A 22,164-nucleotide genomic window follows, 5' to 3' on the forward strand; every position below is an offset into this window, starting at 1 on the left:
GTTTCCGTGTAGACTCGTCCGACACCCGCCGCCGCGCCAAACGCCGCGCCCAGTTTGCGAGGAAGCTCCCATGGCCAACCTGACCATCAACGTCGACGAGCAGCTCATCAAGGCTGCCCGCGTGCGCGCCATCCAGCAGGGCACGTCGCTGAGCGCCAAGGTGCGGGAGTTCCTGCAGCAGTACGTCAACGAGGCCGAGGCCAGCCGCCAGATGCTGCGCGACGCCGCCACAGCCCGGCTGATGGCGGCCATCGACGCCGCTGCCAGCGAGGCGCAGCCGGCAGCGCAGCCACGCAGCGGCAGCCTGCGGGACGAGCTGTACGACGGCGACTTCCGGGCACGGGCCCGCTCCGCCGACTGACGCTTCGCCCGTGCCCCTCGCCTTCTTCGACACCAACGTGCTGGTGTACTGCGTCGATCCGCGCTCGCCGGCCAAGCAGGCCGCGGCGCGCGAGCTCGTCGCCCGCCACGCGACCGCAGCCGAGGGCGTGCTGAGCACGCAGGTGCTCATCGAGCTCTACAGCGTGCTCACCCGCAAGCACCGCATTGCAGCCGACACGGTGCGCGCCCTGCTCGACGGCTATAGCGCCTGGCAGGTGGTCGACACCGACCTGCGCCTGGTGCAGTCGGCGCTCGATACCGCCCAGGCGCACGGCCTCTCGATCTTCGACGCCATGGTGATCGAGGCCGCGCAACGCAGCGGCGCCGTCACGCTCTACACCGAAGATCTGCAGCATGGCCGACGATTCGGCGACCTGACGCTGGTCGACCCCTTCCGCGCTGCCGCCTGAACGGGCGGCTCGCGTCCACCCCTTCGCTTCCACCTTCCACAGTCCTGCTCCGCGCATGTCCGCCGTCTTCAACTTCACCTTCGTGCCCTGGTTCCGGTCGGTGGCGCCCTACATCCACACGCACCGGGGCAAGACCTTCGTGGTCGGCATCGCGGGCGAGGCCATCGCGGCGGGCAAGCTGCCGTCCATCGCGCAGGACCTGGCGCTGATCCAGTCCATGGGCGTCAAGGTCGTGCTGGTGCACGGCTTCCGTCCGCAGGTCAACGAGCAGTTGCGCGCCAAGGGCCACGAGGCCCGCTATTCGCACGGCATGCGCATCACCGACGAGGTGGCGCTGGACTGCGCGCAGGAGGCCGCCGGCCAGTTGCGCTACGAGATCGAGGCCGCCTTCAGCCAGGGCCTGCCCAACACACCCATGGCGGGTTCGACGGTGCGCATCCTCTCGGGCAACTTCATCACGGCGCGGCCGGTCGGCGTCGTCGACGGCGTCGACTTCCAGCATTCGGGCCTGGTCCGCAAGGTGGACGCCACCGGCATCCGCCGCGCGCTGGACGGCGGCAGCATGGTCCTGCTCTCGCCCTTCGGCTTCTCGCCCACGGGCGAGGCCTTCAACCTGGCGATGGAAGAAGTGGCGACCAGCGTGGCCGTGTCGATCCAGGCGGACAAGCTGATCTTCCTGACCGAGGTGCCCGGCGTCGCCATGGACCCGAGCCAGCCCGTGAGCGAAGACAACCCCATCGACACCGAGCTGCCCCTGGACGTAGCGCGCAAATGGCTCGCCCAGCTCTCGCCACCGCAGCAGCCGACCGACACCGCCTTCTACCTTCAGCATTGCGTCAAGGCCTGCGAGGGCGGCGTGGAGCGCAACCACATCCTGCCCTTCTCGGTGGACGGTGCGCTGCTGCTGGAGATCTACGTGCACGACGGCATCGGCACGATGGTCATCGACGAAAAGCTCGAGTCGGTGCGCGAAGCCGGCGTGGACGACATCGGCGGCATCCTGCAGCTGATCGAGCCCTTCGAGCGCGACGGCACGCTGGTCAAGCGCAGCCGCACCGAGATTGAGCGCGACATCCACCAGTACACGGTGGTGGAGCACGACGGCGTGATCTTCGGCTGCGCGGCGCTCTACCCCTACCCCGAGGCACGCACCGCCGAGATGGCGGCCCTCACCGTCTCGCCCCAGTCGCAGGGACAGGGCGACGGCGAGAAGCTGCTCAAGCGCATCGAGCACCGCGCGCGCGCCATCGGCCTAGACAGCATCTTCGTGCTCACCACCCGCACCATGCACTGGTTCATCAAGCGCGGCTTCCAGCCCGTGAGCCCGGACTGGTTGCCCGAGGCGCGCAAGAAGAAATACAACTGGGACCGCAAGAGCCAGGTGCTGGTCAAGAAGCTGGGCTGAAGCAGCCTTGCCAAGAAGAAAGGCGCGTCCATCGGGCGCGCCTTTTTCATGGGGATGGTCAGGCCGCGTCGTCGGCTACGACATCCGCGGCTGCCCGTTGGACGCCGTCAGGCCGCCATCCACCGGCACCAACGCACCATTGACGAAGCTGGCGTCGTCACTGGCCAGGAAGGCGACCACCGACGCCACCTCCGCAGGATCGGCGCCGCGGCCGAGCGGGATGCGGTCCTTGAAGCGTTCCATGGTGTCCGGGTCGTCCTGCATGTCCGCGGTCATGGGCGTGAAGGTCAGGCTGGGGCAGACGGCATTCACGCGCACGCCCCGTCCGCCATGGTCCAGCGCCATGGCACGGGTCAGGTTCACGACCGCCCCCTTGGACGCGTTGTAGGCCACCAGGCCCCAGTCGCCGCCCAGGCCGGACACCGAGGCCGTGTTGACGATGCAGCCACGGCTGCGCTCCAGATGCAGCATCGCGGCCTTGGCGCCGTTGAAGACACCGCCGGCGTTCACGGCCAGCGTGCGGTGGAAGTCCTCGGCCGAGGCATCGGTGGCGTCGCCCTCGGGTGCGATGCCCGCGTTGTTGACCAGCACATGCAGCTCGCCGAAGCGCTCGATGGTGGCCTCGACCAGGGCGTTGACCTGGCCCAGGTCGGACACGTCGACTTGATGCACCAACGTGCGCTCGGAAGGGAGATCGGCCGCGACCTTGTCGAGCTTGTCGGCATGGTCCCCGGCCAGCACGACATGGGCGCCCTCGGCGGAAAAGCGGCGGGCGATGGCCTCGCCGATGCCCGAGCCGGCGCCGGTGACGATCACGACACGGCCATGGAAGCGATCACGGCCCTGGGTGGAAGAGAGTTGGAGTGCAGCAGTCATAGGCTGCATGAACGCATGCGCGCAGGCGGCACGACGTCGGAAAAGCGCGCATCGAGGCCGTCCAGTGCGACGCACGCGGGGTGCCTCATCTCGGCGCTGTGGCCCCCGCCACGCGGGCCCCCCCGCTCAACCCGCCATGCCCAACCCCCGCAACAGCAGCAAGGTCGCCGTGCCCACCACCACCGGGCCCGTCACGCCGCGCCGCCAGCAGAACCACGCCACCGACACGGCGACGGCCAGCCAGCGCGGATCGTGCCAGCCCGGCGCGACCACCACGCCGCCTGAGCCGCGCAGCACCTCCGGCACCACGACGGCCATCAGCGCCGCCAGCGGCGCATGCCGCAGGCCCGAGGCCAGCCAGCCCGGCAGGCGCGGCTCGCGACGCGGCAGCAGGAACACGCCGCGCGTGAGCACGGTCACCCCCGCCAGCGCGAGGATGGCGATCCACAGGTGCAGGTCGGTCATGGCGTGGCGATGCGCGGGCGGCGCCGTTCCGCCCAGCGGCCGGCCGCCATGGCGGCGGCAATGGCCGCGATCACCTGCAGCCCGAAGGGCCAGCCCTGCCCCATCCAGCCGATGGTGCCCGCCACCGCGGCCACCAGCCAGCTGGGCCGGTCCGCGATCATGGGCATGGCAAGACCCAGCAGCGCGAGCACGCCGATGAAGCGCAGGTCCCAATCCGGTGGAATGGCGTCGGCGAGGAAGATGCCCGCCAGCGAGGCTACCTGCCACGCCGCCCAGTTGAACAGCGCCAGGCCCAGGAAGTAGGCCAGCTGGTCGGGCGCGCGCCGCGGGTAGCGCTGCATGAAGCGCACATACACCGGGTCACCGGCCAGGTAGGCCAGCCCCAGCCGCTGCGGCCGCGGCAGCAGGCCGAAGTAGCGCCGCCAGTGCGCGCTGAAGACCACGAAGCGCACATTGAGCATCAGCGCCGTCAGCACGATCACCCACAGCGGCGCGCCCGCCAGGATCATCGGCAGGCAGGCCAGCTGCGAGGCACTGGCGAAGACCAGCAGCGACATGGCCAGCACCGCACCCATGGGCAGGCCGCTGCGCGCCATGGCCACGCCGGTCACCAGGCCCAGGGCCACCGTGCCCAGGGCCGGGCCGGCGATGGCCCGCACGCCCTCGGCAAAGCCGGGGTGCGTGAAGAGCGAACGCAGCGATCGCGTGCCGAACAGCGCCATGTCGTGAGGTTTCCGTGTCCCGGCCGATCAGGCGGCCGCGACGTGCACGCCCGGGCGGCGGCCGTCGTTCCAGCGGCCGCCCATGGCGCGCTCGATCTGCGCCGCCAGCTGCAGCAGCAGGCCGTCGTTGGCCTGGCGCGCCTGGGCATGGATGCCGAAGGGCAGTCCGTTGCCCTGCTGCGCCATGGGCAGCGAGATGGCCGGGATGCCGCACAGGTTCGACAGCGGCGTGTACGAGAAGAACTTCCAGAGGTTGTCGAACCAGTCGAGCACGTCCGGGTTGTCGCTGGTCGTCAGGTACTCGGTGGTGCCGATGCGCGGCGTCGGCAGCGCGGTGATGGGCGTGAGGATGATGTCCCAGTCCTCGAAGAAGGCGCCGAAGGCACGCGCGGTGCTGTTGAAGACGGCCTGCATCTTGTAGCGCTCTGCGTACGACAGGTCCTTGCCCGCTTCCCAGATGCGTATGTTGATCGGCTCGATCAGGTCTGCGGGCGGACGCTCCAGCCCGCTCTTCGCGAGCAGGCCGTTGATCACCTGCGCGAAGTTGCTGATGTAGCAGGTGGTCTGCGCGCGGAAGGCTTCGCGCAGGTCGGCCTGGGGCAGTGCCCATTCGACATGGTGGCCCAGGCCTTCGAGGAAGCGCGCAGCCTTCTCCAGCTCGGCCACGATCTCGGGCGTGGCGCGGTAGTCGCCCCATTCGTGCGACAGCGCGATGCGCAGCCGGCCCGGGTCCTTCTGGATCAGCTGGGTGTAGGGCTCAGGCGTCGTCCAGTAGGGCATGAATTCGCCGGGTGCGCCGCCGCGGCAGGCATCGACGAAGGCCGCCGTGTCGCGCACCGTGCGGCTATGACAGCCCTGGATGGACACATAGCCGGTGATGTCCGACGAATTCGGCCCGATGCTGAACACGCCGCGCGAGGGCTTGAGACCGATGTTGCCGTTGAAGCCGGCGGGGATGCGGATCGAACCGCCACCGTCCGTGGCATGCGACATGGGTACCACGCCCGCCGCCACCATGGCCGAGGTGCCGGCGGAAGAGCCGCAGGTGGTGAAGTCGGTGTTCCAGGGATTGCGCGTGACGTAGACGGCCGGGTTCTCGGCGGAGCTGCAGACGCCGAACTCCGGCGTGGTGGTGCGGCCCATCAGGTTGAGGCCGGCCTTGCGCATCTGCTTCGTGAGCCAGGCATCCTCGGTCGGGCGATTGCCGCGCATGAAGAGCGAGCCCTGCTCCTGCAGCCGGCCCTTGAGCGTGGGGCCCAGGTCCTTCATGAGGAAGGGCACGCCGGCGAAGGGGCCCTGGGGATTGAGCCCGTCCTTGAGCGGGTCGGCCACCACGTCCTCGAAGACCTCGACCACGGCCGAGAGCATCGGGTTGGTCTTTGCGATGCCGGCCGCGGCCTGCTGCGCGAGTTCGGCGGCGGTCAGCTCGCCCTGGCGCACCTTCTCGGCCAGGGCCGTCGCGTCCTGCGCGGCCCATTCGTCCCAGCTCATTGCCAATGTCATGTCGTGTGTTCCTGTTGTTCGGATGTCGGTCGAACCGAAAATTCTGCCTGCTGGGGCGTATGCGTGCTCAAGCGGCCAGGCCCAGCTCGGTGAGCGGCGCCGCGGCCAGCAGCTTGCGGGTGTAGGCATGGGCCGGCTGGCCGAACACCTCAGCCGTCAAACCCTCCTCCACGATGCGGCCCTGGTTCATCACGATCACGCGGTCGCACAGCTGCGCCGCCACCCGCAGGTCGTGCGTGATGAACAGGATGCCGAGGCCGAAGTCGCGCTGCACTTCGCGCAGCAGGTCCAGGATCTGCGCCTGCACCGAGACGTCGAGCGCCGACACTGCCTCGTCCGCCACCAGCACCTGCGGCTGGCAGGCGACGGCGCGGGCGATGGCCAGGCGCTGACGCTGGCCGCCCGAGAACTGGTGCGGGTAGCGCGACAGCGCAGCGCGCGGCAGCTGGATGCGGTCCATCAGCTCCTCGGCCAGCTTGCGTGCCGCCGGCACGTCCAGGCCGAAGTTGACGGCGCCCTCGATCATCGACGAGCCCACGGTGCGCCGCGGATTGAGCGAGCGGTTCGGGTCCTGGAACACCACCTGCACCCGCGAGCGCAGCGGCCGCAGCCGAGACTCCGACAGCGACTGCACCTCGCGGTCGCCCCAGGTGATGGTGCCCTCGCTCGGGTCGATCAGCCGGATCATGCAGCGCGCGAAGGTGGACTTGCCCGAGCCCGATTCGCCCACCACGCCCACCGTCTCGCCGCGGTGCACGGCGACGCTTGCGTCCTGCAGCGCGGTGTTGGGCTTGGCGCGGCCCAGCCAGTCGCGGCGCACATAGGTCTTGCCGACCCCGCGGCCCGCCAGCAGCGCCGGGCCGCCGGGCAACTCGCGCGGCGGCGGCGGCACCATGCCGGGCACGGCGGCCAGCAGCATGCGGGTGTAGTCCTCGCGCGGGGTGCGCAGCACCTGCTCGCGTGGGCCCTGCTCCACCACCTTGCCGCGGTGCATCACCATCACCTCGTCGGCAATCTCGGCGACGACGCCCATGTCGTGCGTGATGAACAGCACCGCACTGCCCTGCTCCTGCTGCAGTTCGGCGATGAGCTTGAGGATCTCGGCCTGCGTGGTCACGTCCAGCGCCGTGGTCGGCTCGTCGCAGATCAAGAGGCGCGGTTTGAGGATGATCGCCATCGCGATGACGATGCGCTGGCGCTGGCCGCCCGAGAGCTGGTGCGGGTAGCTCGAAAAGATGCGGTGCGGATCGGGCAGGCGCACACGCTCGAACACTTCCAGGATGCGCGCCTTGCGCTCGGCCGGCGTCAGCGCCGTGTGGTTGCGCAGCAACTCGTCGACCTGCTCGCCGCAGCTGAGCACTGGGTTGAGCGCCGTCATCGGCTCCTGGAAGACCATGCCCATCACCTGGCCGCGCAGGGCGCGCAGGCGCTTCTCGGGCAGGTACTTGCCATTCGTCAGCAGCGTCTCGCCGGCCAGCACGATGTCGCCGGCCGTGATGGTCAGGCCCTTGGCCAGCAGCGCCATCACGGTCGTGGCCAGCACCGACTTGCCGGAGCCGGACTCGCCCACGATGCACAGCGTGCGGCCGGCCTCGATGCGCACGTCCAGCCGCTCGATGGCATGGGGCCGGTCGGCGTCGGCGGGCAGTGCGACCTGCAGGCCGCGCACCTCCAGCACGGGTCTTGCGGGAATGGGCGGGGCTTCGCCAGCGGCGATGCGGGTGGGAAGGGGTTTCATGGTCACACCTCGCTCAGCTGCGCTTGGAGAACTTGGGATCGAGCACATCGCGCAGCCCGTCACCGAGCAGGTTGATGGCCAGCACGGTGGGCACCAGGAAGAGCGCGGGCCACAGCACGTTGCCCGGCGCCTGCGAGAACAGCACCCGGCCTTCGGCCATGATGTTTCCCCAGGTGGGCACCTCGGCCGGCAGGCCCAGGCCCAGGAAGCTCAGGATGGCCTCGGTCAGCACGGCAGATGCCGCGATGAAGGTGCCCTGCACGATCAGCGGCGCCAACGCGTTGGGCAGGATGTCGCGCCACAGGATGGTGGCGTTGGGCGTCGCCAGCGCGCGGGCCGCCTCGACGAAGGGCTCGTCGCGCAGGCCGATCACCAGGGCGCGCACCAGCCGCGTCACCCGCGGCACCTCGGGCACGGCGATGGCCAGGATCACCGTCGGCAGGCTGGCACCGAGCATGGCCACCAGCGTGATGGCCAGCAGCACGGCCGGGATGGCCATCAGGCCGTCCATCACCCGCATCAGCACGGCGTCGGCCGCGCGGAAGTAGCCGGCCACCATGCCCAGCGTGCAGCCCAGCGCGATGGCGAGGAAGGCGGTGAGCACGCCCACCAGCAGCGAGATGCGGGTGCCGTAGAGCACACGGCTCCACACGTCGCGGCCCACGCTGTCGCTGCCCATCCAGAAGGTGTGCTGCACCATCGCGCCATCGGGCAGCGTGACCTGGCCGGCCGTGCCCGCGGGGACGGTGATGAAGTTCGCGTCCATCGCCGAGGGGTCGAAGGTGCCCAGCCATGGCGCCATCAGGCCCAGCAGCGTGAGCACCAGCAGCACCAGCGTGCCGCCGCGCACGGCGCCATGGCGCCAGAGTTTTTGGAGAGTGCCCATGGCTTCAGTACCTGATGCGGGGATCGAGGAAGAGGTAGCTCACGTCGACGAGCAGGTTCACGCCCACGTAGATCAGCGCAAAGAACAGCACCACGCCCTGCAGCACCGGGAAGTCGCGGTTGAGCACCGCATCCACCGTCAGCTGGCCCAGGCCGGGAATGGCATAGACCGTCTCGGTGACCACCACGCCGCCCAGCAGCAGGGCCGCGCTCACGCCGATGACGGTCACCACCGGCACGGCGGCATTGCGCAGCGCATGGTGGCTGAGCACCGTTCGCTCGCCGATGCCCTTGGCACGGGCGGTGCGGATGTAGTCCTCGGTCAGTGCCTCGCTCACGGCGGCGCGGGTCACGCGGGCCAGCAGCGCCACGTAGGTGACGGCCAGCGTCAGGCAGGGCAGCACCAGCTGCCGGGCCCAGGGGCCCACACCCTCGCCGATGCGGCGGTAGCCCTGCACCGGGAACCACTGCAGCTTCATCGCCAGCAGGTAGATCAGCACATAGCCGATGACGAACACCGGCACCGAGAAGCCGGCCACCGAGAAGGCCATCACGGCCTTGTCCAGCCAGCCGCCCATGCGCCAAGCCGCCAGCGTGCCCAGCGGCAGCGCGATGGCCACCGCCAGCACCAGGGTGCCGATGGCCAGCGAGAGCGTGGGCTCGATGCGCTGGCCGATCAGGGCCACCACCGGCTTGTTCAGAAAGAACGAAAAGCCCAGGTCACCCTGCAGCACGTGGCCGGCCCAGGTGGCGAACTGCGTCCACAGCGGCTGGGTCAGGCCCAGCTGGGCGCGGATGCGGTCCAGGTCTTCGTTGGTGGCACTGTTGCCGCCGATGATGGCCGCCGGATCGCCCGGGGTAAGCCGCACGATCATGAAGACCGCGATGGCCACCACCAGGATCACCGGCAGCGTGGCGAGCAGGCGTTTGCCCAGAAAGCTCAGCATGGCCGCCCTGCCCTTACTGCTTGCGGATGTTCCAGTACACCTGGGCACCGGCGGGCACCAGGCCGCTCACGCCCTTGCGCACGGCGGCCGGCTGGTTGTACTGGCCCACGGGCACATGGGTGACGCTCTGGAAAGCCTGCAACTGCGCGGCCTCGGCCAGCTTCTTCTTCTCGGCGTCGGTGGTGGCGGCGATGAACTGCTTCTTGATGGCTTCGAGCTTGGGGTCGTCCTGCCAGCCGAACCAGCCCTTGTCGCCAGTGGCGTTCATCATGGCCATGGTCAGCGGGTTGAGGATGTCCGACGCCGTCCAGGAGGTCATGAAGATGCTCCAGCCGCCGGCCGAGGGCGCGTCCTTCTTGGCGCGGCGGGCCACCAGGGTCTGCCAGTCCATGTTCTGCATGTCGACCTTGAAGCCGGCCTGCTCCAGCTGCTGCTTGGCCACCAGCGGCAGCTTGCCGATGGTGCCGTTGTCGGAGGGGCGCATCAGCACCACGGGCTCGCCCTTGTAGCCGGCCTCGGCCAGCAGGGCCTTGGCCTTCTGCGGGTTGGCGATGCCGGTGTACTCGCCCGTCTTGTCCGACTCGTACAAGGTACCGCAGGGGAACATGCTCTTGCAGTAGCGCGTGAGGCCCGGCGTACCCACCTGCGTGCGCAGGAAGGCCTCCTGCCCCAGGGCCAGCATGGCGGCGCGGCGGATCTTCTCGTTGTCGAAGGGCGCGTGCAGGAAGTTGAAGCGCAGGATGAACTGGTTGCCCGCGGGCTGGGCATCGACCAGCTCGATGTTGGGGTTGCTGCGCAGCGTGGCGTACTGCTCGAAGGCCGGCTGCTCCAGGATGTCGGCCTCGCCGTTGAGCAGCGCATTGAGCTGCGTCTGCGCGTCGCGGATGAAGAGCCATTCCACGCGGTCCACGTACACGTTCTTGCCACCTGCCGTGCCCGAGGGCGCCTCAGCGCGCGGCTTGTACTTGGTGTTCTTCAGGAAGACGGCCTTCTCGCCCGGGCGGAACTCGTCGGCCTTGAAGATGTAGGGACCGGAGCCGATCGTCTCCTTGATCTGCACGTCGCCGGGCGTGTCGGCCACGCGCTTGGGCATGATGAAGGGCACGTTGGACGAGGGCTTGCCCAGCGCCTCGGTCACCAGGCCGAAGGGCTCCTTCAGCTGGATGACGAAGGTCTTGGCGTCCGGCGTCTCGTACTTGTCGATGGCCTTGGCCAGTTGGCCGCCGAAGGTGTCGCGGCTGGCCCAGCGCTTGAGCGAGGCGACCACGTCCTCGCTGGTGACCGGCTTGCCGTCATGGAACTCCAGGCCGTCGCGCAGCTGGAAGGTCCAGGTCTTGTTGTCCTTGGACACGCTCCACTTGCCCACCATCTGCGGCTGGATCTTGCCCTGGGCGTCGGTGCCGAACAGGGTGTCGTAGATCATGTAGCCGAAGTTGCGCGAGATGTAGGCCGTGGTCCAGATCGGGTCCAGCACCGTCATGTTGGTGGTGGGAATGATCTTGAGCGTGGTGCTCTGCGCGGCGGCGGGCAGCGCGGTGCCGGCCGTCACGACCAGCATGGCGGCGCAGGCCGCCCACTTCGACAGGGCACGGCGGCTCACGGGGCGGGCGGCGGAGGGGTTGGGGGTGTGCATGAAGGTTCCGAAGTAGGCGGTGGAAAGACAGGAAAAGATCCGGCTTGCCGGTGGGGATGGATTGGGACAAAAATCGCCGCAATTGAGTATGTACAGTTGATCAAGGCTGCACTAGAACAGTCCAACTGCGCGATCACAGACAGGTGCATCGCATGCACCCATTCAGTGCCCCACCACCCGCCCTCTCCCACGTCAACCTCCCATGATTTCGCTCGACCCCCACTCCGACGTGCCACTGGTGCGCCAGATCCGCGACGCGCTGGCCCTGGAGATCGACCGCGGCACGCTCGCCGTCGGTGCACGCCTGCCCTCGGTGCGGGAACTGGCGCGCGAGTCGGGCGTGAGCACCATGACGGCCACCAATGCCTACCAGCGCCTGGTGGCCGACGGCTACGTCGAGGCCCGCCCTGCCAGCGGCTACTACGTCGCGGCCCATGGCGACGCGACCGGCCAGGCCGCACGGCGCAAGCCTTTTGTCGGCCGCACTTCCGTCGATTCGCTGTGGCTGATCCGCCGCGTGTACGAGGACGACGCCTCGCTGCTCAACGCCGGCTGCGGCTGGATCCCACCCGAGTGGCTGCAGTCGGACGCCGTGCGCCGCGCCCTGTCGGGCCTGGCCCGCAAGCAGGGCCCTGCCCTCGCCCGCTACGGCTCACCCCACGGCTACCTGCCGCTGCGCCAGCAGATCGAGGCGCAGCTGGCCGCCCGTGCCATCCAGGCGCCGCCGCACCAGATCGTGCTGACCCACGGCGCCACCCAGGCCCTGGCCCTGGCGGGCCGCTGCCTGCTGCAGCCCGGCGATGCGGTGCTGGTGGACGACCCCGGGTCCACCAACCTCTTCGAGACGCTGCGCCAGTTGGGCGCGCGCCTGGTCGGTGTGCCGCGCCTGCAGGACGGCCCGGACCTCATGGCCCTGCAGGCCCTGGCCCAGCGCCATCGGCCCAAGGCCTTCTTCATCCAGACCCAGCTGCACAACCCCACCGGCTCTTCATGCGCACCGGCCAAGGCCTATCAGCTGCTGCGCCTGGCCGAGCAGCTGGGCTTTGCCATCGTCGAGAACGACGTCATGGCCGGCCTGGAGCCGCCCGGCGCCACCACCCTCGCCAGCCTGGACCAGCTGCGGCGGGTGATCTACGTGGGCGGCTTCTCCAAAGTGGTCTCACCCAGCCTGCGCGTGGGCTTCGTCACCGCGAACGAGGAGATGGTGGACAAGCTCATCCACGCCAAGATGGGCGACAGCCTGACCAGCTCGGAGATGAACGAGCGGCTGATTCACGCCGTGCTGGCCGAGGGCAAGCACCGCGCCCACGTGGCGCGGTTGGCGCAGCGCTTGGCCGAGGCGCAGGTGGCCGTGTGCGCGGGGCTCGCGAAGGCGGGGCTGGAGGTGTTCGGGCAGCCGGCGGGCGGGCCGTTTTTGTGGGCGCGGTTGCCGTCGGAGGGGGTCGATGCCGTAGCTGTCGCGCAGCGGGCGGTGGCGGCGGGGTTGTTGCTGGCGCCAGGGCATCTGTTTCGGCCGATTGCGGAGCGGACGGGGTGGATGCGGTTCAATGCGGCGTATGCGGATGATCCGCGCGTGTTTGAATTCGTGGCCCGGGAGGCTATTGATGCGGGCACGGCCTGAGTAGCGGCCCAAACCGGGCATGGAGCTTCAACCGGGTTGACTTGGCGCGGCTGATTAGGCATCAAAAAATCTACGAGGGTGATCGCCTTCGTGCGGGAGCGCGTTTTAGACGCACTCACGCCCCGCTCTCTCTTTCACCTCTATCGCATACGGGACACCAAGTGCCCCATGACTGACGATCACCACTGATCGCGTGGCCTTCCCTGCCTTTGACGCTATGCTCCCGAAGCCCCGGCAGTCGCCGGGACCGGCCCGCACCACTGGGAGGGAAATTGGCAGACGCAGTGATTGAGCTTGTGGTCTGGGTCATCTTTGTGGAGACCGGGCGATTCGTGGTCGCAATCATCAGCCTTGGGCGATGGAGAGGGACATTCCGGCGGAACAATGAAGAGCGCATCTATGGCGCCGCAGGGGCACTTTCTTTTCGTCGGGACGGAACCCGGATCATCACCACCACGGGTTTATGCTGGATCGGCTTTCTTTTTTATTGTTTCGTAGGAATTGCGATAGGGCTGCTTGTGACGGGATGACCTATGCTTAACATTAAATAATCTAAGGCGTCCGAAACCGACTACGAGCGGCCTGTCTGTGATGTCGCCTTTAGGGATGGCTCGCCGCTACGCTCTTCAGCCCACTCAATTTAAATCGTACATAGGAAGAGTCAATGGCGAAAATGAGCGTAGCCCACCGCGACATGCTGAATTCGCTATCGTGGTACATGTCCGCGAGACAGACTGCGCTGCGCGCGGCGCTCTCATTCCGTACTCAGCTATCCGTCACTGACCAGACGGACATGAGAGTTCACTACGCTAGCTACTTCTTGAATCTTCTGGCAGCGACCGAACTCTTCCGCGAAACGACCGCGCTGCAGCCAAACGACTTTGAAGCACAGTTGTACTCGCGCTTTGTGTTTGATGGGTTTCAGGACGGAGAGGCCAATTACTCTTACATCCGTGAACTACGCAACGCGGTTGTTCACCGCGGGCTAAACATTACTTCTGCCGCACACATCGATGGCGACTTCCCGATGATCATTGCAGAACCAAAAGTTCAAAACCAGCGAAGGACAAAGACATTCTTCGCCTTTGGCAAATATTTGCTGGATGTAATCCAAAAATGTGAGTCTGTGGTCAGCTCAGTGATGCTTGACTGTTTAAACGCTGGAGGAGTCTTTGAAGCAACCATAGACGAAGAGGCTGCTGTTGCCGAGTACCGCGATGCGGTTATAAATTCGCACGCAATGCCAGAACACATCAAGGCGATGGCGCTAACAATTGAATTCAGGCCTGAATGGGCGATTGCCGCTCACAGATCTGCGATGGAAAATTTACGCAAAGCGTTGGTACCCTGTGTTGCCGCTAAACCAGTCGCGTAACAGACCTTAGAGCGCATTTAAAGTGCGGTTTTTGTGGAAAAAAATTCTCGATATCAGAGGCCCACTTTAACAGGACGCCAGTTCTAGGGTGACCCGATTCATCCTCTGAACGGCGCAGGGCGCTTCAAGTCGATAACGTCGTTGCTACGCGAGGCGGTCAATCCGGCTGGCCACTGCCCTTACTGAATCTCACTTTTTGATCGCACTTCGGTCTGTCATGTGAACTGCTCTCTCAATATTCCGCGCGTGGCTTCTGACGCCCCCCACCGATTGCAGCTGTAAGGGCAACCGAAAAGGCAGCCGCGCCTTCGCCGATCGCCCCGTGGGTCAGAGCGATCCACATAATCCCTAGAGTCGAGCAGACCAAGCAGGCGACCACAGCGGCGAGTGCAATACGACTAAGGGTTTTCAAGTTCAGTCTGCAGGTACGGCGTTGGGTTGGCCACTGCTCGTGGCCGTCTGCCGACCTACAAAAGCCGCCGATCGAGAGATAAGCATGGAGGGGTAACGCCACTCATGAAAAATTTGGCGTGAAGGTTGCGCTCTATGTTTCGACGCAACCAGCCAATTACTGGCGCGTCAATCCAGCCCCATCAGCCCCACCTATCGCTACCCCCAACGCCCACCCCAATGGCATAGGAGTTGCGAAAACCCCCGCACACTCCCGGAGCTGTCCATGACGCTGTTCTCCCGCCGCCGCTGGCTCGCCCAGACCTCGCTTGCCGCCGCCTCCATGGCCTTGCCCACGCTCGGGCGCGCGCAGTCGCCCGTGAAGATCAAGTTCCAGATGGACTGGCGGGTGGATGGGCAATCCGCCCCCTTCTATTACTCGCTGGCCAAGGGGTACTTCGAGAAGGAAGGCCTCGACGTCTCCTTCGACGTGGGCGCCGGCTCGGCCATGGCCGTCAACCGCCTGGCGAGCGGCAGCTACGACATGGGCTACGGCGACGTGAACGCGCTCATCGAGTTCTTCGGCTCCGGCGCGCCCGCCGTGGCACGTCCGCAGGCCGTCTACCAGACGCTCGACCAGACGCCGGCCGGCGTGATGGTGCTGACCAAGAGCGGCGTGACCGCGCCCGCCGGCCTGGCCGGCAAGACGCTGGGCGCGCCCGTGTTCGACGCCGGCCGCAAGCTGTGGCCGCTGTTCGCCAGGGTGCAGGGCCTGCCGGTCGATGCGGTCAAGTGGCAGAGCATGGACCCCGGCCTGCGCGAGGTGATGCTGGTGCGCGGCGACGTCGACGGCGTCACTGGCTTCCAGCCCTCCGGCCTCATCTCCGCGATCGCGGCCGGCGCCAAGGAAGAGGATCTGCGCGTCTTCCTCTACAAGGACTTCGGCGTGAACGTCTACGGCAACGCCATCCTCGCCACCTCCAAGTTCATCGCCGAACAGCCGCAGGCGGTGGCCGGCTTCCTGCGGGCCTACAACAAGGGCCTGAAAGAGGTCATCGCGAACCCCGAGGAAGGCGTGGCCATCGTTCGTCAGCGCGAGCCGCTGGTCAATGCCGCCGTCGAAGTGCGCCGGCTGAAGGGGCTGATCGATGTCTGCATCGTCTCGCCCAACACGCGGGCCCAGGGACTGGGCGACATCGACATGGCGCGGCTGGACAAGCAGATCGACGATGTGTCTGCCGCCTTCAACCTGAAGTCGAAGCCCACGGCGGCCACCCTGTTCAACCCGGCCTTCCTGCCATCGAAGCGCGACCGGATGCTGGCCTGAGCGCCGGTGCCGCCGCGCCCTCTTTTTCCATGACCGACACCGTCCACACCCCCACCGACGCGCGGCTCGTCGACCTTCCCGTCGAGCCCATCCGCGCCGACACCTTCGCGCCCTATGGCACGTTGATCGAGAGCACGTACGACGGCAAGCCCTTCGGTGACGACGAGGCCCAGCTCACCCTCGACCGGGGCACGCCGCGCTTCTACATCATGAAGCTCGAACGGCGCGAGCCGGTCTTCCGCCAGATCACACGGCACCTCGCCGTCACGCAGTGCCTGGCCTCCGCGGGCGGGCGGCCGTGGATGATTGCCGTGGCGCCGCCCGATGCGCCGGACGACCCTGCCGCCCCGCCGGACATCACGCGGTTGCGCGCCTTTCGCGTGGAAGGCCACCAGGCCATCATGCTGGCGCGCGGGACCTGGCATGCCGGCCCCTTCTTCGAGGACGAGACGGTCGACTTCTTCAACCTCGAACTGGCCGACACCAACGTGGTCGACCACCACAACTGCGCGCTCGACCGGCGCTTTGGCGTGCGCTACCGCTTCGTGACGGGCTGAGCAACGGCCAGCGCTTCCGCCAGCGTGCCCCAGTCGCGGCCGCCCTGGCCTGCGGCTTGCGCTGCGTCCAGGCGTGCGCGTGCCGCATCGGCGATGGGCATGGCAACCTGTGATGCACGCGCTGCCTCGTCGGCCAAGCGCAGGTCCTTCAGGCCGAGGGCGATGGTGAAACCCGGTGCATCGGCCGGTGAATCGTCTCCGGCCGCCGCCCGCTCGACCGAACGCGCGACGGCCTGCCCTACGCCCTCGTACACCGGCCCGCGGAAGAGTTTGGCTGTGAAGACCTGGTGCGCCAACGCGGCAGGCACGCCATGCGCGCGCACCAGCGACATCGCCTCGGTCAGGGCGGCCACGGCACTGGCAATCAGGCCATTGCCCGCGAGCTTGACCGCACAGGCGGCGGCTGGGCCCGGCACCTCGAAGACACGCGGCGCGAACGCCGCCAGCGCCTGGCGCACGGCCGCCAAGCGTTGGGCCGGCAGTGCGGGTGGCACGCCGACGACGGCCGTCAGATCGCCGGCCCATGCCTCGTCGGGACGGCCGAACACCGGGCAGGCGACGAAGTACTGGCCGGCCGCGTGGTGCCGCTCCGCCAGCGCCTCGGCGCACGCGCTGCCGATGGTGTCGAGGCACACATGGACGCTGCCAGCCGGCAGGTGCGGGACGATGCCGGTCGCCATCCGGCCGTCGCCCTCCTCCTCACCGGCATCGCCGAAGCAGACGGCGCCCAGTGCGTCGCCATCGGTCACGGCGCTGAACCACAGGGCCGGCCCCGCTGGCCCCAGCGCCCCGCACAGCGCCTGCGCCGTCGCGCAGGGCTCAGCCCCCTCGTCGCTGGCCAAGCCGGTGCGCGCCGGATCGATGTCCCAGGCCAGCGGCGCAAAGCCGTTGCGCGCCAGGCAGGCCGCCACCGCCAGGCCCATGCGGCCGAGCCCGACCACCGCCACCCGGCCGCTCACAGGGCCTCCGGCACTTCCACGCCCGACAGGCGCGGCGACACCAGCTCCGCCTCGCGGTAGCCGTGCAGCGTGGGCAGCAGCGCGTCCTGCTGCTCGCGCATCAGCGCCCGCGTGATGCCGCCCACCAGCCGCGGTACCGCGTACTTGTGGCCGCTGGACGACGTGGTGTGCGGCCCCATGCTCACCGTCGATGAGAAGTTGAAGGCGTGCACGCGGCGCACCCACGCATCGCGGGCCGGGTCGAGCGGCTGGTATTCGAAGCCGGCGCCCAGGTACGGGTACTCGCCCATGGCGTCGCTGCGCTCTGCCTCCGGCGGCATGTAGTGATGGCGCCAGCGCTGCACGCTGGCGCCGAGCGTGCGCAGTTCGTCGCGCGCGTCGTAGTCGACCACCGAGCCCGTGGCGCACAGCAGATGGTCGAAGACGAAGTCCGCGTGCGGCGTGCGCACATGGATCTCGTCGCCCACCTGCCGCACGCGCGTCCACGGCGAGCCGGCATGCATGCGGAAGTTGGCGAAGGAATGCGCCAGGTCGAAGCCGTTCTGGGTGGGCGGCTGGTCGTGCACTTCGAAGAAGCGGTTGACCTGCCAGCGGGTGGCATCGTCGAGCTCCGCAAAGTGCCGCAGAAAGCCCGCGAACTCGACGATGCGGTGCGGGTTGACCGTGGGCAGCCGCTCGCGCCGGAAGCACAGGTCGACCGAGGCCGCGCCATGGGCCAGCAGCACGCAGGCGTTGTCGAAGGCCGAGGCGCCATGGCCCAGCACGCCGACGCGCCGGCCGGCGAGCGCGGCAAAGTCCACCGGCCCGTTCGAATGGCTCACCTGGTGGGGCGCCACGGCCTCGGCGATGTGCGGCGGAATGCGCCAGGCACCCGCGCCGTCGTAGCCGGTCGCCAGCACCACATGGCGGGCCAGCAGCGCCGCTTGCGGGGCATCCGCCGCGGCCGTCGAACGGATGCGCACCCGCAGCAGATCGCCCTCGGGCTCGAGCCCGACGCAGGCCGTGTCGTTGCGCACCGGCACGCCGGTCATGCGCCGGAACCAGCGCAAAAAGGCCATCCACCGCGGCCGCTCGATGCGGTCGATGGCCGCCCAGGCGGCATCGCCGTAGCAGGCGCGGTAGAAGGCCGGCGCGGACAGGCTGGGCACGCCCGATTCGATGCCGATGGTGCGCTTGGGCGTGCGCAGGTGCGACATGCGGGCAAAGTCTTCCCACACGCCCTCCTGCCCGGCGGGCCGGGCGTCGATGACCTGCACATCGGCCACGCCCTCCCGCCGGAGTGCGAAGGCCGCAGCCAGGCCGGCCTGGCCGCCGCCGACGATCAGCACGTCGTGCACATGCGCGCCAGACGGATGCGCGACGGGCCGCACCCAGTCGCGCCCCGGGTAGGCCAGCAGGTCGAGTTCGGCCTGCACTTGGCGCTCCAGCTGGGCCAGGGTCTGGGCCTGTGGCCCGGCGTCGGTCGTCATGGTCGGCTCCTTGAGGTTGAAGTACTGCCGGGCCTCAGCCGTGCTGCGAGGCCTGCAGGAACTCGCGCGTGCGCGCGCTCTGCGGCGCGGTGAACATCGCCTCCGGCGTGCCGATCTCCACGATGCGCCCCTGCTCCATGAAGACGACGCGGTCGGCCACCTCGCGCGCAAAGCCGAGTTCGTGCGTCACCACGAGCATCGTCATGCCCTCCTCGGCCAGCGCGCGCATCACGCGCAGCACTTCGCCCTTGAGTTCCGGGTCGAGCGAGGACGTCACCTCGTCGAAGAGCATCAGCTTGGGCCGCATGGCCAGGGCCCGCGCGATGGCGATGCGCTGCTGCTGCCCGCCCGAGAGCGCGCGCGGATAGCTGTCGGCCTTGCTCGCCAGGCCGACCTTGTCCAGCAGCACCATCGCCTCGGCGCGCGCCACCGCGGGCGCAATGCCCTTGACGTGGATGGGTGCCTCGGTCACGTTCTGCAGCACCGTGAGATGCGGGAACAGGTTGAACTGCTGGAACACCATGCCGAGCTCGCGCCGCAGCAGGTTCAGCGCCTGTTCCGGCACGCGCTGGCGTATGGGGCCGCCCGCCGGTCCGTAACCGACCGGGCGGCCGTCGAACACCACCTCGCCCGCGTGGAAGGGTTCGAGAAAGTTCACGCAGGCGAGCAGGCTGCTCTTGCCCGAGCCTGAAGGGCCGATGACGACGACGACTTCGCCAGCCTGGACCGCGAGGTCGATGCCGTGCAGCACCTCGACGTCGCCATAGCGTTTGTGGAGATTGGTGATGCGCAGGATGGGCGCGTGGGGCAATGTCATGGCGTCAGGTCACGTCACGCGGTAGCGCTTTTCGAGCCAGGCGTTGATGGCGATGAGCGGCAGCGTCAGCAGCAGGTAGCCCAGCGCCACGCCGGCGAAGGGACTGAAGGTGTTGGCCTTCCAGCTCATGAAGTCCATGCCGGCGCGCAGCAGGTCGGAGATGGCGACGGTCGAGACCAGCGAGGTGTTCTTGATGAGGCTGATCAGTTCGTTGGTGACCGGCGGCAGCACGCGGCGCGCGGCCTGCGGCAGCACGATGCGGCGCATTGCCAGCGGGTAGGACATGCCGAGTGCGCGCGCCGCCCGCATCTGGCCGCCGTCGATCGACTCGATGCCGCCGCGGAGGATCTCGCTCATGTAGGCGCCATTGGTGATGCCCAGGGCCAGAACGCCCACCGTGGTCGCGTCGAGCAGCAGCCCGGCCGAAGGCAGGCCGTAGTACAGGAAGAGCAGCGTGACCAGCACCGGCGTGGCGCGCATCAGCGTGACGTAGGCCAGCGCCGGCAGCCGCAGCACCCGGCGCGGCGACACGCGCGCCAAGCCGCCGAGCATGCCGAGCACGAGCCCGACCAGCGCTGAGAGCGCGGCGATCTTCGCGGTGATCGCCATGCCCTTGAGCAGCGACGGGATCGCTGCCAGGAAGATGTCGAAGGAGAAATCCATCCGCCCGATCCGTCAGTGCGCGGCGCCGGCCAGGCCAAGCCGCTCCGACAGCACCCGAGCGCGGCGCAGCACGCCTTCGTCGTCGCCACGCGCACCGATCACCGACAGGCCGACCGGCGCGCCCTCGCTGCGCATCCACGGCATGCTGAGCTGCGGCAGCCCGGCCAGGCCCGCCGGCGCCAGCATGCGGAAGGAGCGTGCGCGGATGTCGTTGACCGCGTCGAAGGACGCATCGAGGCTCGGTGCCGGCGTCGGCACCGTAGGCCAGACGATCGCGGCGCCGCCGGCCAGCACGCGCGCCATCGTGGCGTTGGCGTCGATCCGCAGCCGCTGCATCTGGGCCACTTCCTCGAAGCTCACCCGCGCCGCGGCGTCGAAGCGCTGCGTCACGTCTTCGCCCATGTGCGGTCGGCGCGTGCGCACCCAGGGGCCCAACTGCAGCCAGATTTCGCTGGCCTGCAGCACACGGAAGGCGTTGGCCCAGTCGGCCAGGGGCAAGGTTCCTTCGGGCAGCACAGTGACAGGCGCCAGTTCGCGCAGCTGGGCGATGAGCGCCACGTAGGCCGCGCGCACCGGTGCGTCGAGCAGCGGCATCACGTCGGCGGCAATCACCAGGGAACCGAACTCCTGCGAGGTGCCGACACGCGTGCGCGCGAGTTGCTCGAACACGCGCGTCATCGCGTCGGCGCTGGTGGCGAACCAGCCGACGGTGTCGAAGCTGTGGGCCAGCGTGAAGCAGCCCTGGGCCGCGATGCGGCCGTGCGTGGGGCGCATGCCCCACACGCCGCAGTAGCTGGCAGGCAGCCGCGTGGAGCCGCCGCAGTCGGTGCCCAGCGCGATGTCCGCATGGCCGCCCGCCACGGCGACCACGGAGCCCGACGAGGAGCCGCCCGACAGCCGGTCCGGCGCCGCCGGGTTGGTCGGCTTGCCGTAGTGGGCGTTGTTGCCGGCCAGGCTGTAGGTGAGCTCGTCGGTGACGGTCTTGCCCACCCACTGCGCACCGGCCTCCAGCAGCACGCGCACCGCGGGAGCCGATGTCTTCGCCTCGACCTGTTCGGCGAACCAGGCCGGCTGCCCCGCGCCCACGCGCAGGCCCTCAACCTCGAACACGTCCTTGACCGCGAGCCGCAGCCCTGCGAGCGGGCCGGCCTGGCCATGGGCCTGCCGAAGCCGCAGCGCAAAGGCCTCGTCGCCGCCGTCGGACACGAAGGCGCCGTGGCGCCCGGCAAGGGTTTGGAGCGCAGCGCCGCTCATTGGAACCACTTCGCGTCGAGCTTGTCGAGGAAGCCCTCGCGCTTGAGGTCGGCCAGGATGGCGTTCACGGCCTCCAGCAGGCGCGTGTCGTCCATGCGGGTGTTGATGCCGACGTCGCGCTTGTCCCAGGTTTCGGAGACGGCCAGCTTGCTGGGGCGGCGCGCGGCGTTGTAGCGCACGGTGGGCAGCGTGTTGACCACGACGTCGGCCCGGCCGGCCTCCACATCCGCGAAGGCCAGCAGGAAATCGTTGTAGGTCTTGACCTCCTTGGCGATGCCGAGGTCGCGCACGAAGCGCTCGCCGGCGCTGCCGATCTGCACCGCCACCACCTTGCCCGCGATGTCGTTCGCCTTGACGATGTTGGCGGCCGGCTTGGCCCCGCCCGCGATGCCGGAGTTGTAGTACGGCGTGGAGAAGGTGATGCGCTGCGCGCGTTCGGCGGTCCAGGTCATGGCGGTGACGAGCAAGTCGACCCGCCTGGAGTTCAGCGCCGGAATGAGGCCGCTGAAGTCGATCTTCTCCCACTTGGGCTTCACGCCCAGGCGACGCGCCACCTCGTTGCCCAGGTCGATGTCGAAGCCGACCATGGTGCCGTTCTCGACATAGCCGAAGGGCGGATAGGCCCCGCCGTTCGCCATGACGAGCACGCCGTCCTTCTTGATCTTGTCCAGCGTGTCGGCCTGCACGGCCGTGGCCGCGCCGGCAATCAGCGCGGCGGCGAGGCAGGCGGAACGGAGAAGTTGTCTGCGATGCATGGATCGTCCTTC

The 22,164-nt window shown here is 68.4% G+C and carries 21 protein-coding genes; 7 read left to right on the forward strand and 14 right to left on the reverse strand.

The window, feature by feature from the left end; all coding sequences use genetic code 11:
• The first annotated feature begins 70 nt into the window (after nucleotides 1-70).
• From ACT54X_RS19550 to argA, 3 genes are read left to right on the forward strand one after another with little or no spacing between them, the layout of a single operon-like run.
• Nucleotides 71-361, forward strand: coding sequence for a DUF6364 family protein (locus ACT54X_RS19550; RefSeq protein WP_294365836.1), 291 nt, complete (start codon nucleotides 71-73; stop codon nucleotides 359-361).
• A gap of 10 nt (nucleotides 362-371) precedes the next feature.
• Nucleotides 372-791 (forward strand): PIN domain-containing protein, encoded by a 420-nt coding sequence (locus ACT54X_RS19555; protein ID WP_294365839.1) that lies wholly within the window; start codon nucleotides 372-374, stop codon nucleotides 789-791.
• A 55-nt stretch (nucleotides 792-846) separates the two neighbouring features.
• Complete coding sequence (argA, locus tag ACT54X_RS19560) at nucleotides 847-2,196, forward strand: amino-acid N-acetyltransferase (RefSeq protein WP_234191966.1); 1,350 nt, start codon at nucleotides 847-849, stop codon at nucleotides 2,194-2,196.
• Between the two features lie 75 nt (nucleotides 2,197-2,271).
• Here the strand turns inward: argA and budC are convergent, their stop codons facing one another.
• The 8 genes from budC to ACT54X_RS19600 form a co-directional block, all read right to left on the reverse strand.
• Nucleotides 2,272-3,072 (reverse strand): meso-2,3-butanediol dehydrogenase, encoded by an 801-nt coding sequence (budC, locus tag ACT54X_RS19565; RefSeq protein ID WP_476347994.1) that lies wholly within the window; start codon nucleotides 3,070-3,072, stop codon nucleotides 2,272-2,274.
• Between the two features lie 126 nt (nucleotides 3,073-3,198).
• Nucleotides 3,199-3,537, reverse strand: a complete 339-nt coding sequence (locus ACT54X_RS19570) for an AzlD domain-containing protein (RefSeq protein ID WP_476347996.1) — start codon at nucleotides 3,535-3,537, stop codon at nucleotides 3,199-3,201.
• Complete coding sequence (locus ACT54X_RS19575; protein ID WP_476347998.1) at nucleotides 3,534-4,259, reverse strand: AzlC family ABC transporter permease; 726 nt, start codon at nucleotides 4,257-4,259, stop codon at nucleotides 3,534-3,536. The genes ACT54X_RS19570 and ACT54X_RS19575 overlap by 4 nt, the downstream gene beginning before the upstream one ends.
• A 27-nt stretch (nucleotides 4,260-4,286) precedes the next feature.
• Nucleotides 4,287-5,762 carry an amidase gene (locus tag ACT54X_RS19580; RefSeq protein WP_476347999.1) on the reverse strand — a complete coding sequence of 492 codons (1,476 nt, stop codon included), beginning with the start codon at nucleotides 5,760-5,762 and terminating at the stop codon, nucleotides 4,287-4,289.
• A gap of 67 nt (nucleotides 5,763-5,829) precedes the next feature.
• Nucleotides 5,830-7,500 carry a dipeptide ABC transporter ATP-binding protein gene (locus ACT54X_RS19585; RefSeq protein WP_476348001.1) on the reverse strand — a complete coding sequence of 557 codons (1,671 nt, stop codon included), beginning with the start codon at nucleotides 7,498-7,500 and terminating at the stop codon, nucleotides 5,830-5,832.
• Between the two features lie 13 nt (nucleotides 7,501-7,513).
• Nucleotides 7,514-8,386 (reverse strand): ABC transporter permease, encoded by an 873-nt coding sequence (locus tag ACT54X_RS19590; protein ID WP_476348003.1) that lies wholly within the window; start codon nucleotides 8,384-8,386, stop codon nucleotides 7,514-7,516.
• A 4-nt stretch (nucleotides 8,387-8,390) separates the two neighbouring features.
• On the reverse strand, nucleotides 8,391-9,332 hold the full coding sequence (locus ACT54X_RS19595) for an ABC transporter permease (protein ID WP_234191973.1): 942 nt from the start codon (nucleotides 9,330-9,332) through the stop codon (nucleotides 8,391-8,393).
• Nucleotides 9,333-9,345: 13 nt separating this feature from the next.
• Nucleotides 9,346-10,965 (reverse strand): ABC transporter substrate-binding protein, encoded by a 1,620-nt coding sequence (locus tag ACT54X_RS19600; RefSeq protein ID WP_294365855.1) that lies wholly within the window; start codon nucleotides 10,963-10,965, stop codon nucleotides 9,346-9,348.
• Nucleotides 10,966-11,167: 202 nt separating this feature from the next.
• Here ACT54X_RS19600 and ACT54X_RS19605 point away from each other — a divergent pair, with 202 nt between their 5' ends.
• The 4 genes from ACT54X_RS19605 to ACT54X_RS19620 all read left to right on the forward strand — a co-directional run bounded on the left by ACT54X_RS19605 (nucleotide 11,168) and on the right by ACT54X_RS19620 (nucleotide 16,235).
• A complete protein-coding gene (locus ACT54X_RS19605; protein WP_294365857.1) occupies nucleotides 11,168-12,586 on the forward strand; it encodes an aminotransferase-like domain-containing protein in 1,419 nt (472 codons plus the stop codon).
• 793 nt (nucleotides 12,587-13,379) lie between these two features.
• On the forward strand, nucleotides 13,380-13,961 hold the full coding sequence (locus ACT54X_RS19610; protein WP_294365859.1) for a hypothetical protein: 582 nt from the start codon (nucleotides 13,380-13,382) through the stop codon (nucleotides 13,959-13,961).
• A 676-nt stretch (nucleotides 13,962-14,637) separates the two neighbouring features.
• A complete protein-coding gene (locus tag ACT54X_RS19615; protein ID WP_476348007.1) occupies nucleotides 14,638-15,678 on the forward strand; it encodes an ABC transporter substrate-binding protein in 1,041 nt (346 codons plus the stop codon).
• 29 nt (nucleotides 15,679-15,707) lie between these two features.
• Nucleotides 15,708-16,235, forward strand: a complete 528-nt coding sequence (locus ACT54X_RS19620) for an ureidoglycolate lyase (protein WP_476348009.1) — start codon at nucleotides 15,708-15,710, stop codon at nucleotides 16,233-16,235.
• On the opposite strand, the gene ACT54X_RS19625 is transcribed toward ACT54X_RS19620, so the two are convergent.
• Genes ACT54X_RS19625 through ACT54X_RS19650 form a run of 6 tightly spaced genes read right to left on the reverse strand, consistent with a single transcriptional unit; the run spans nucleotide 16,214 to nucleotide 22,152 of the window.
• On the reverse strand, nucleotides 16,214-17,194 hold the full coding sequence (locus tag ACT54X_RS19625) for an NAD(P)-dependent oxidoreductase (protein WP_476348011.1): 981 nt from the start codon (nucleotides 17,192-17,194) through the stop codon (nucleotides 16,214-16,216). The two genes, ACT54X_RS19620 and ACT54X_RS19625, sit on opposite strands and share 22 nt — an antisense overlap.
• The gene (locus ACT54X_RS19630; protein ID WP_476348013.1) at nucleotides 17,191-18,663 is read right to left on the reverse strand and encodes an NAD(P)-binding domain-containing protein; all 1,473 of its coding nucleotides are present in this window, start codon (nucleotides 18,661-18,663) and stop codon (nucleotides 17,191-17,193) included. Before ACT54X_RS19630 ends, ACT54X_RS19625 begins: the two co-directional genes overlap by 4 nt.
• Before the next feature lie 34 nt (nucleotides 18,664-18,697).
• Nucleotides 18,698-19,480 (reverse strand): amino acid ABC transporter ATP-binding protein, encoded by a 783-nt coding sequence (locus tag ACT54X_RS19635; protein WP_294365870.1) that lies wholly within the window; start codon nucleotides 19,478-19,480, stop codon nucleotides 18,698-18,700.
• Nucleotides 19,481-19,489: 9 nt separating this feature from the next.
• Nucleotides 19,490-20,143: an amino acid ABC transporter permease gene (locus tag ACT54X_RS19640; RefSeq protein WP_294365872.1), complete on the reverse strand. Its 654-nt coding sequence runs from the start codon at nucleotides 20,141-20,143 to the stop codon at nucleotides 19,490-19,492.
• A gap of 12 nt (nucleotides 20,144-20,155) precedes the next feature.
• Nucleotides 20,156-21,397 carry an amidase gene (locus ACT54X_RS19645; protein ID WP_294365874.1) on the reverse strand — a complete coding sequence of 414 codons (1,242 nt, stop codon included), beginning with the start codon at nucleotides 21,395-21,397 and terminating at the stop codon, nucleotides 20,156-20,158.
• Nucleotides 21,394-22,152, reverse strand: a complete 759-nt coding sequence (locus ACT54X_RS19650; protein ID WP_294365875.1) for an ABC transporter substrate-binding protein — start codon at nucleotides 22,150-22,152, stop codon at nucleotides 21,394-21,396. Before ACT54X_RS19650 ends, ACT54X_RS19645 begins: the two co-directional genes overlap by 4 nt.
• Nucleotides 22,153-22,164 lie beyond the last annotated feature (12 nt).

The sequence above is a fragment of the Pseudacidovorax sp. DMC4 genome, from assembly GCF_056314265.1.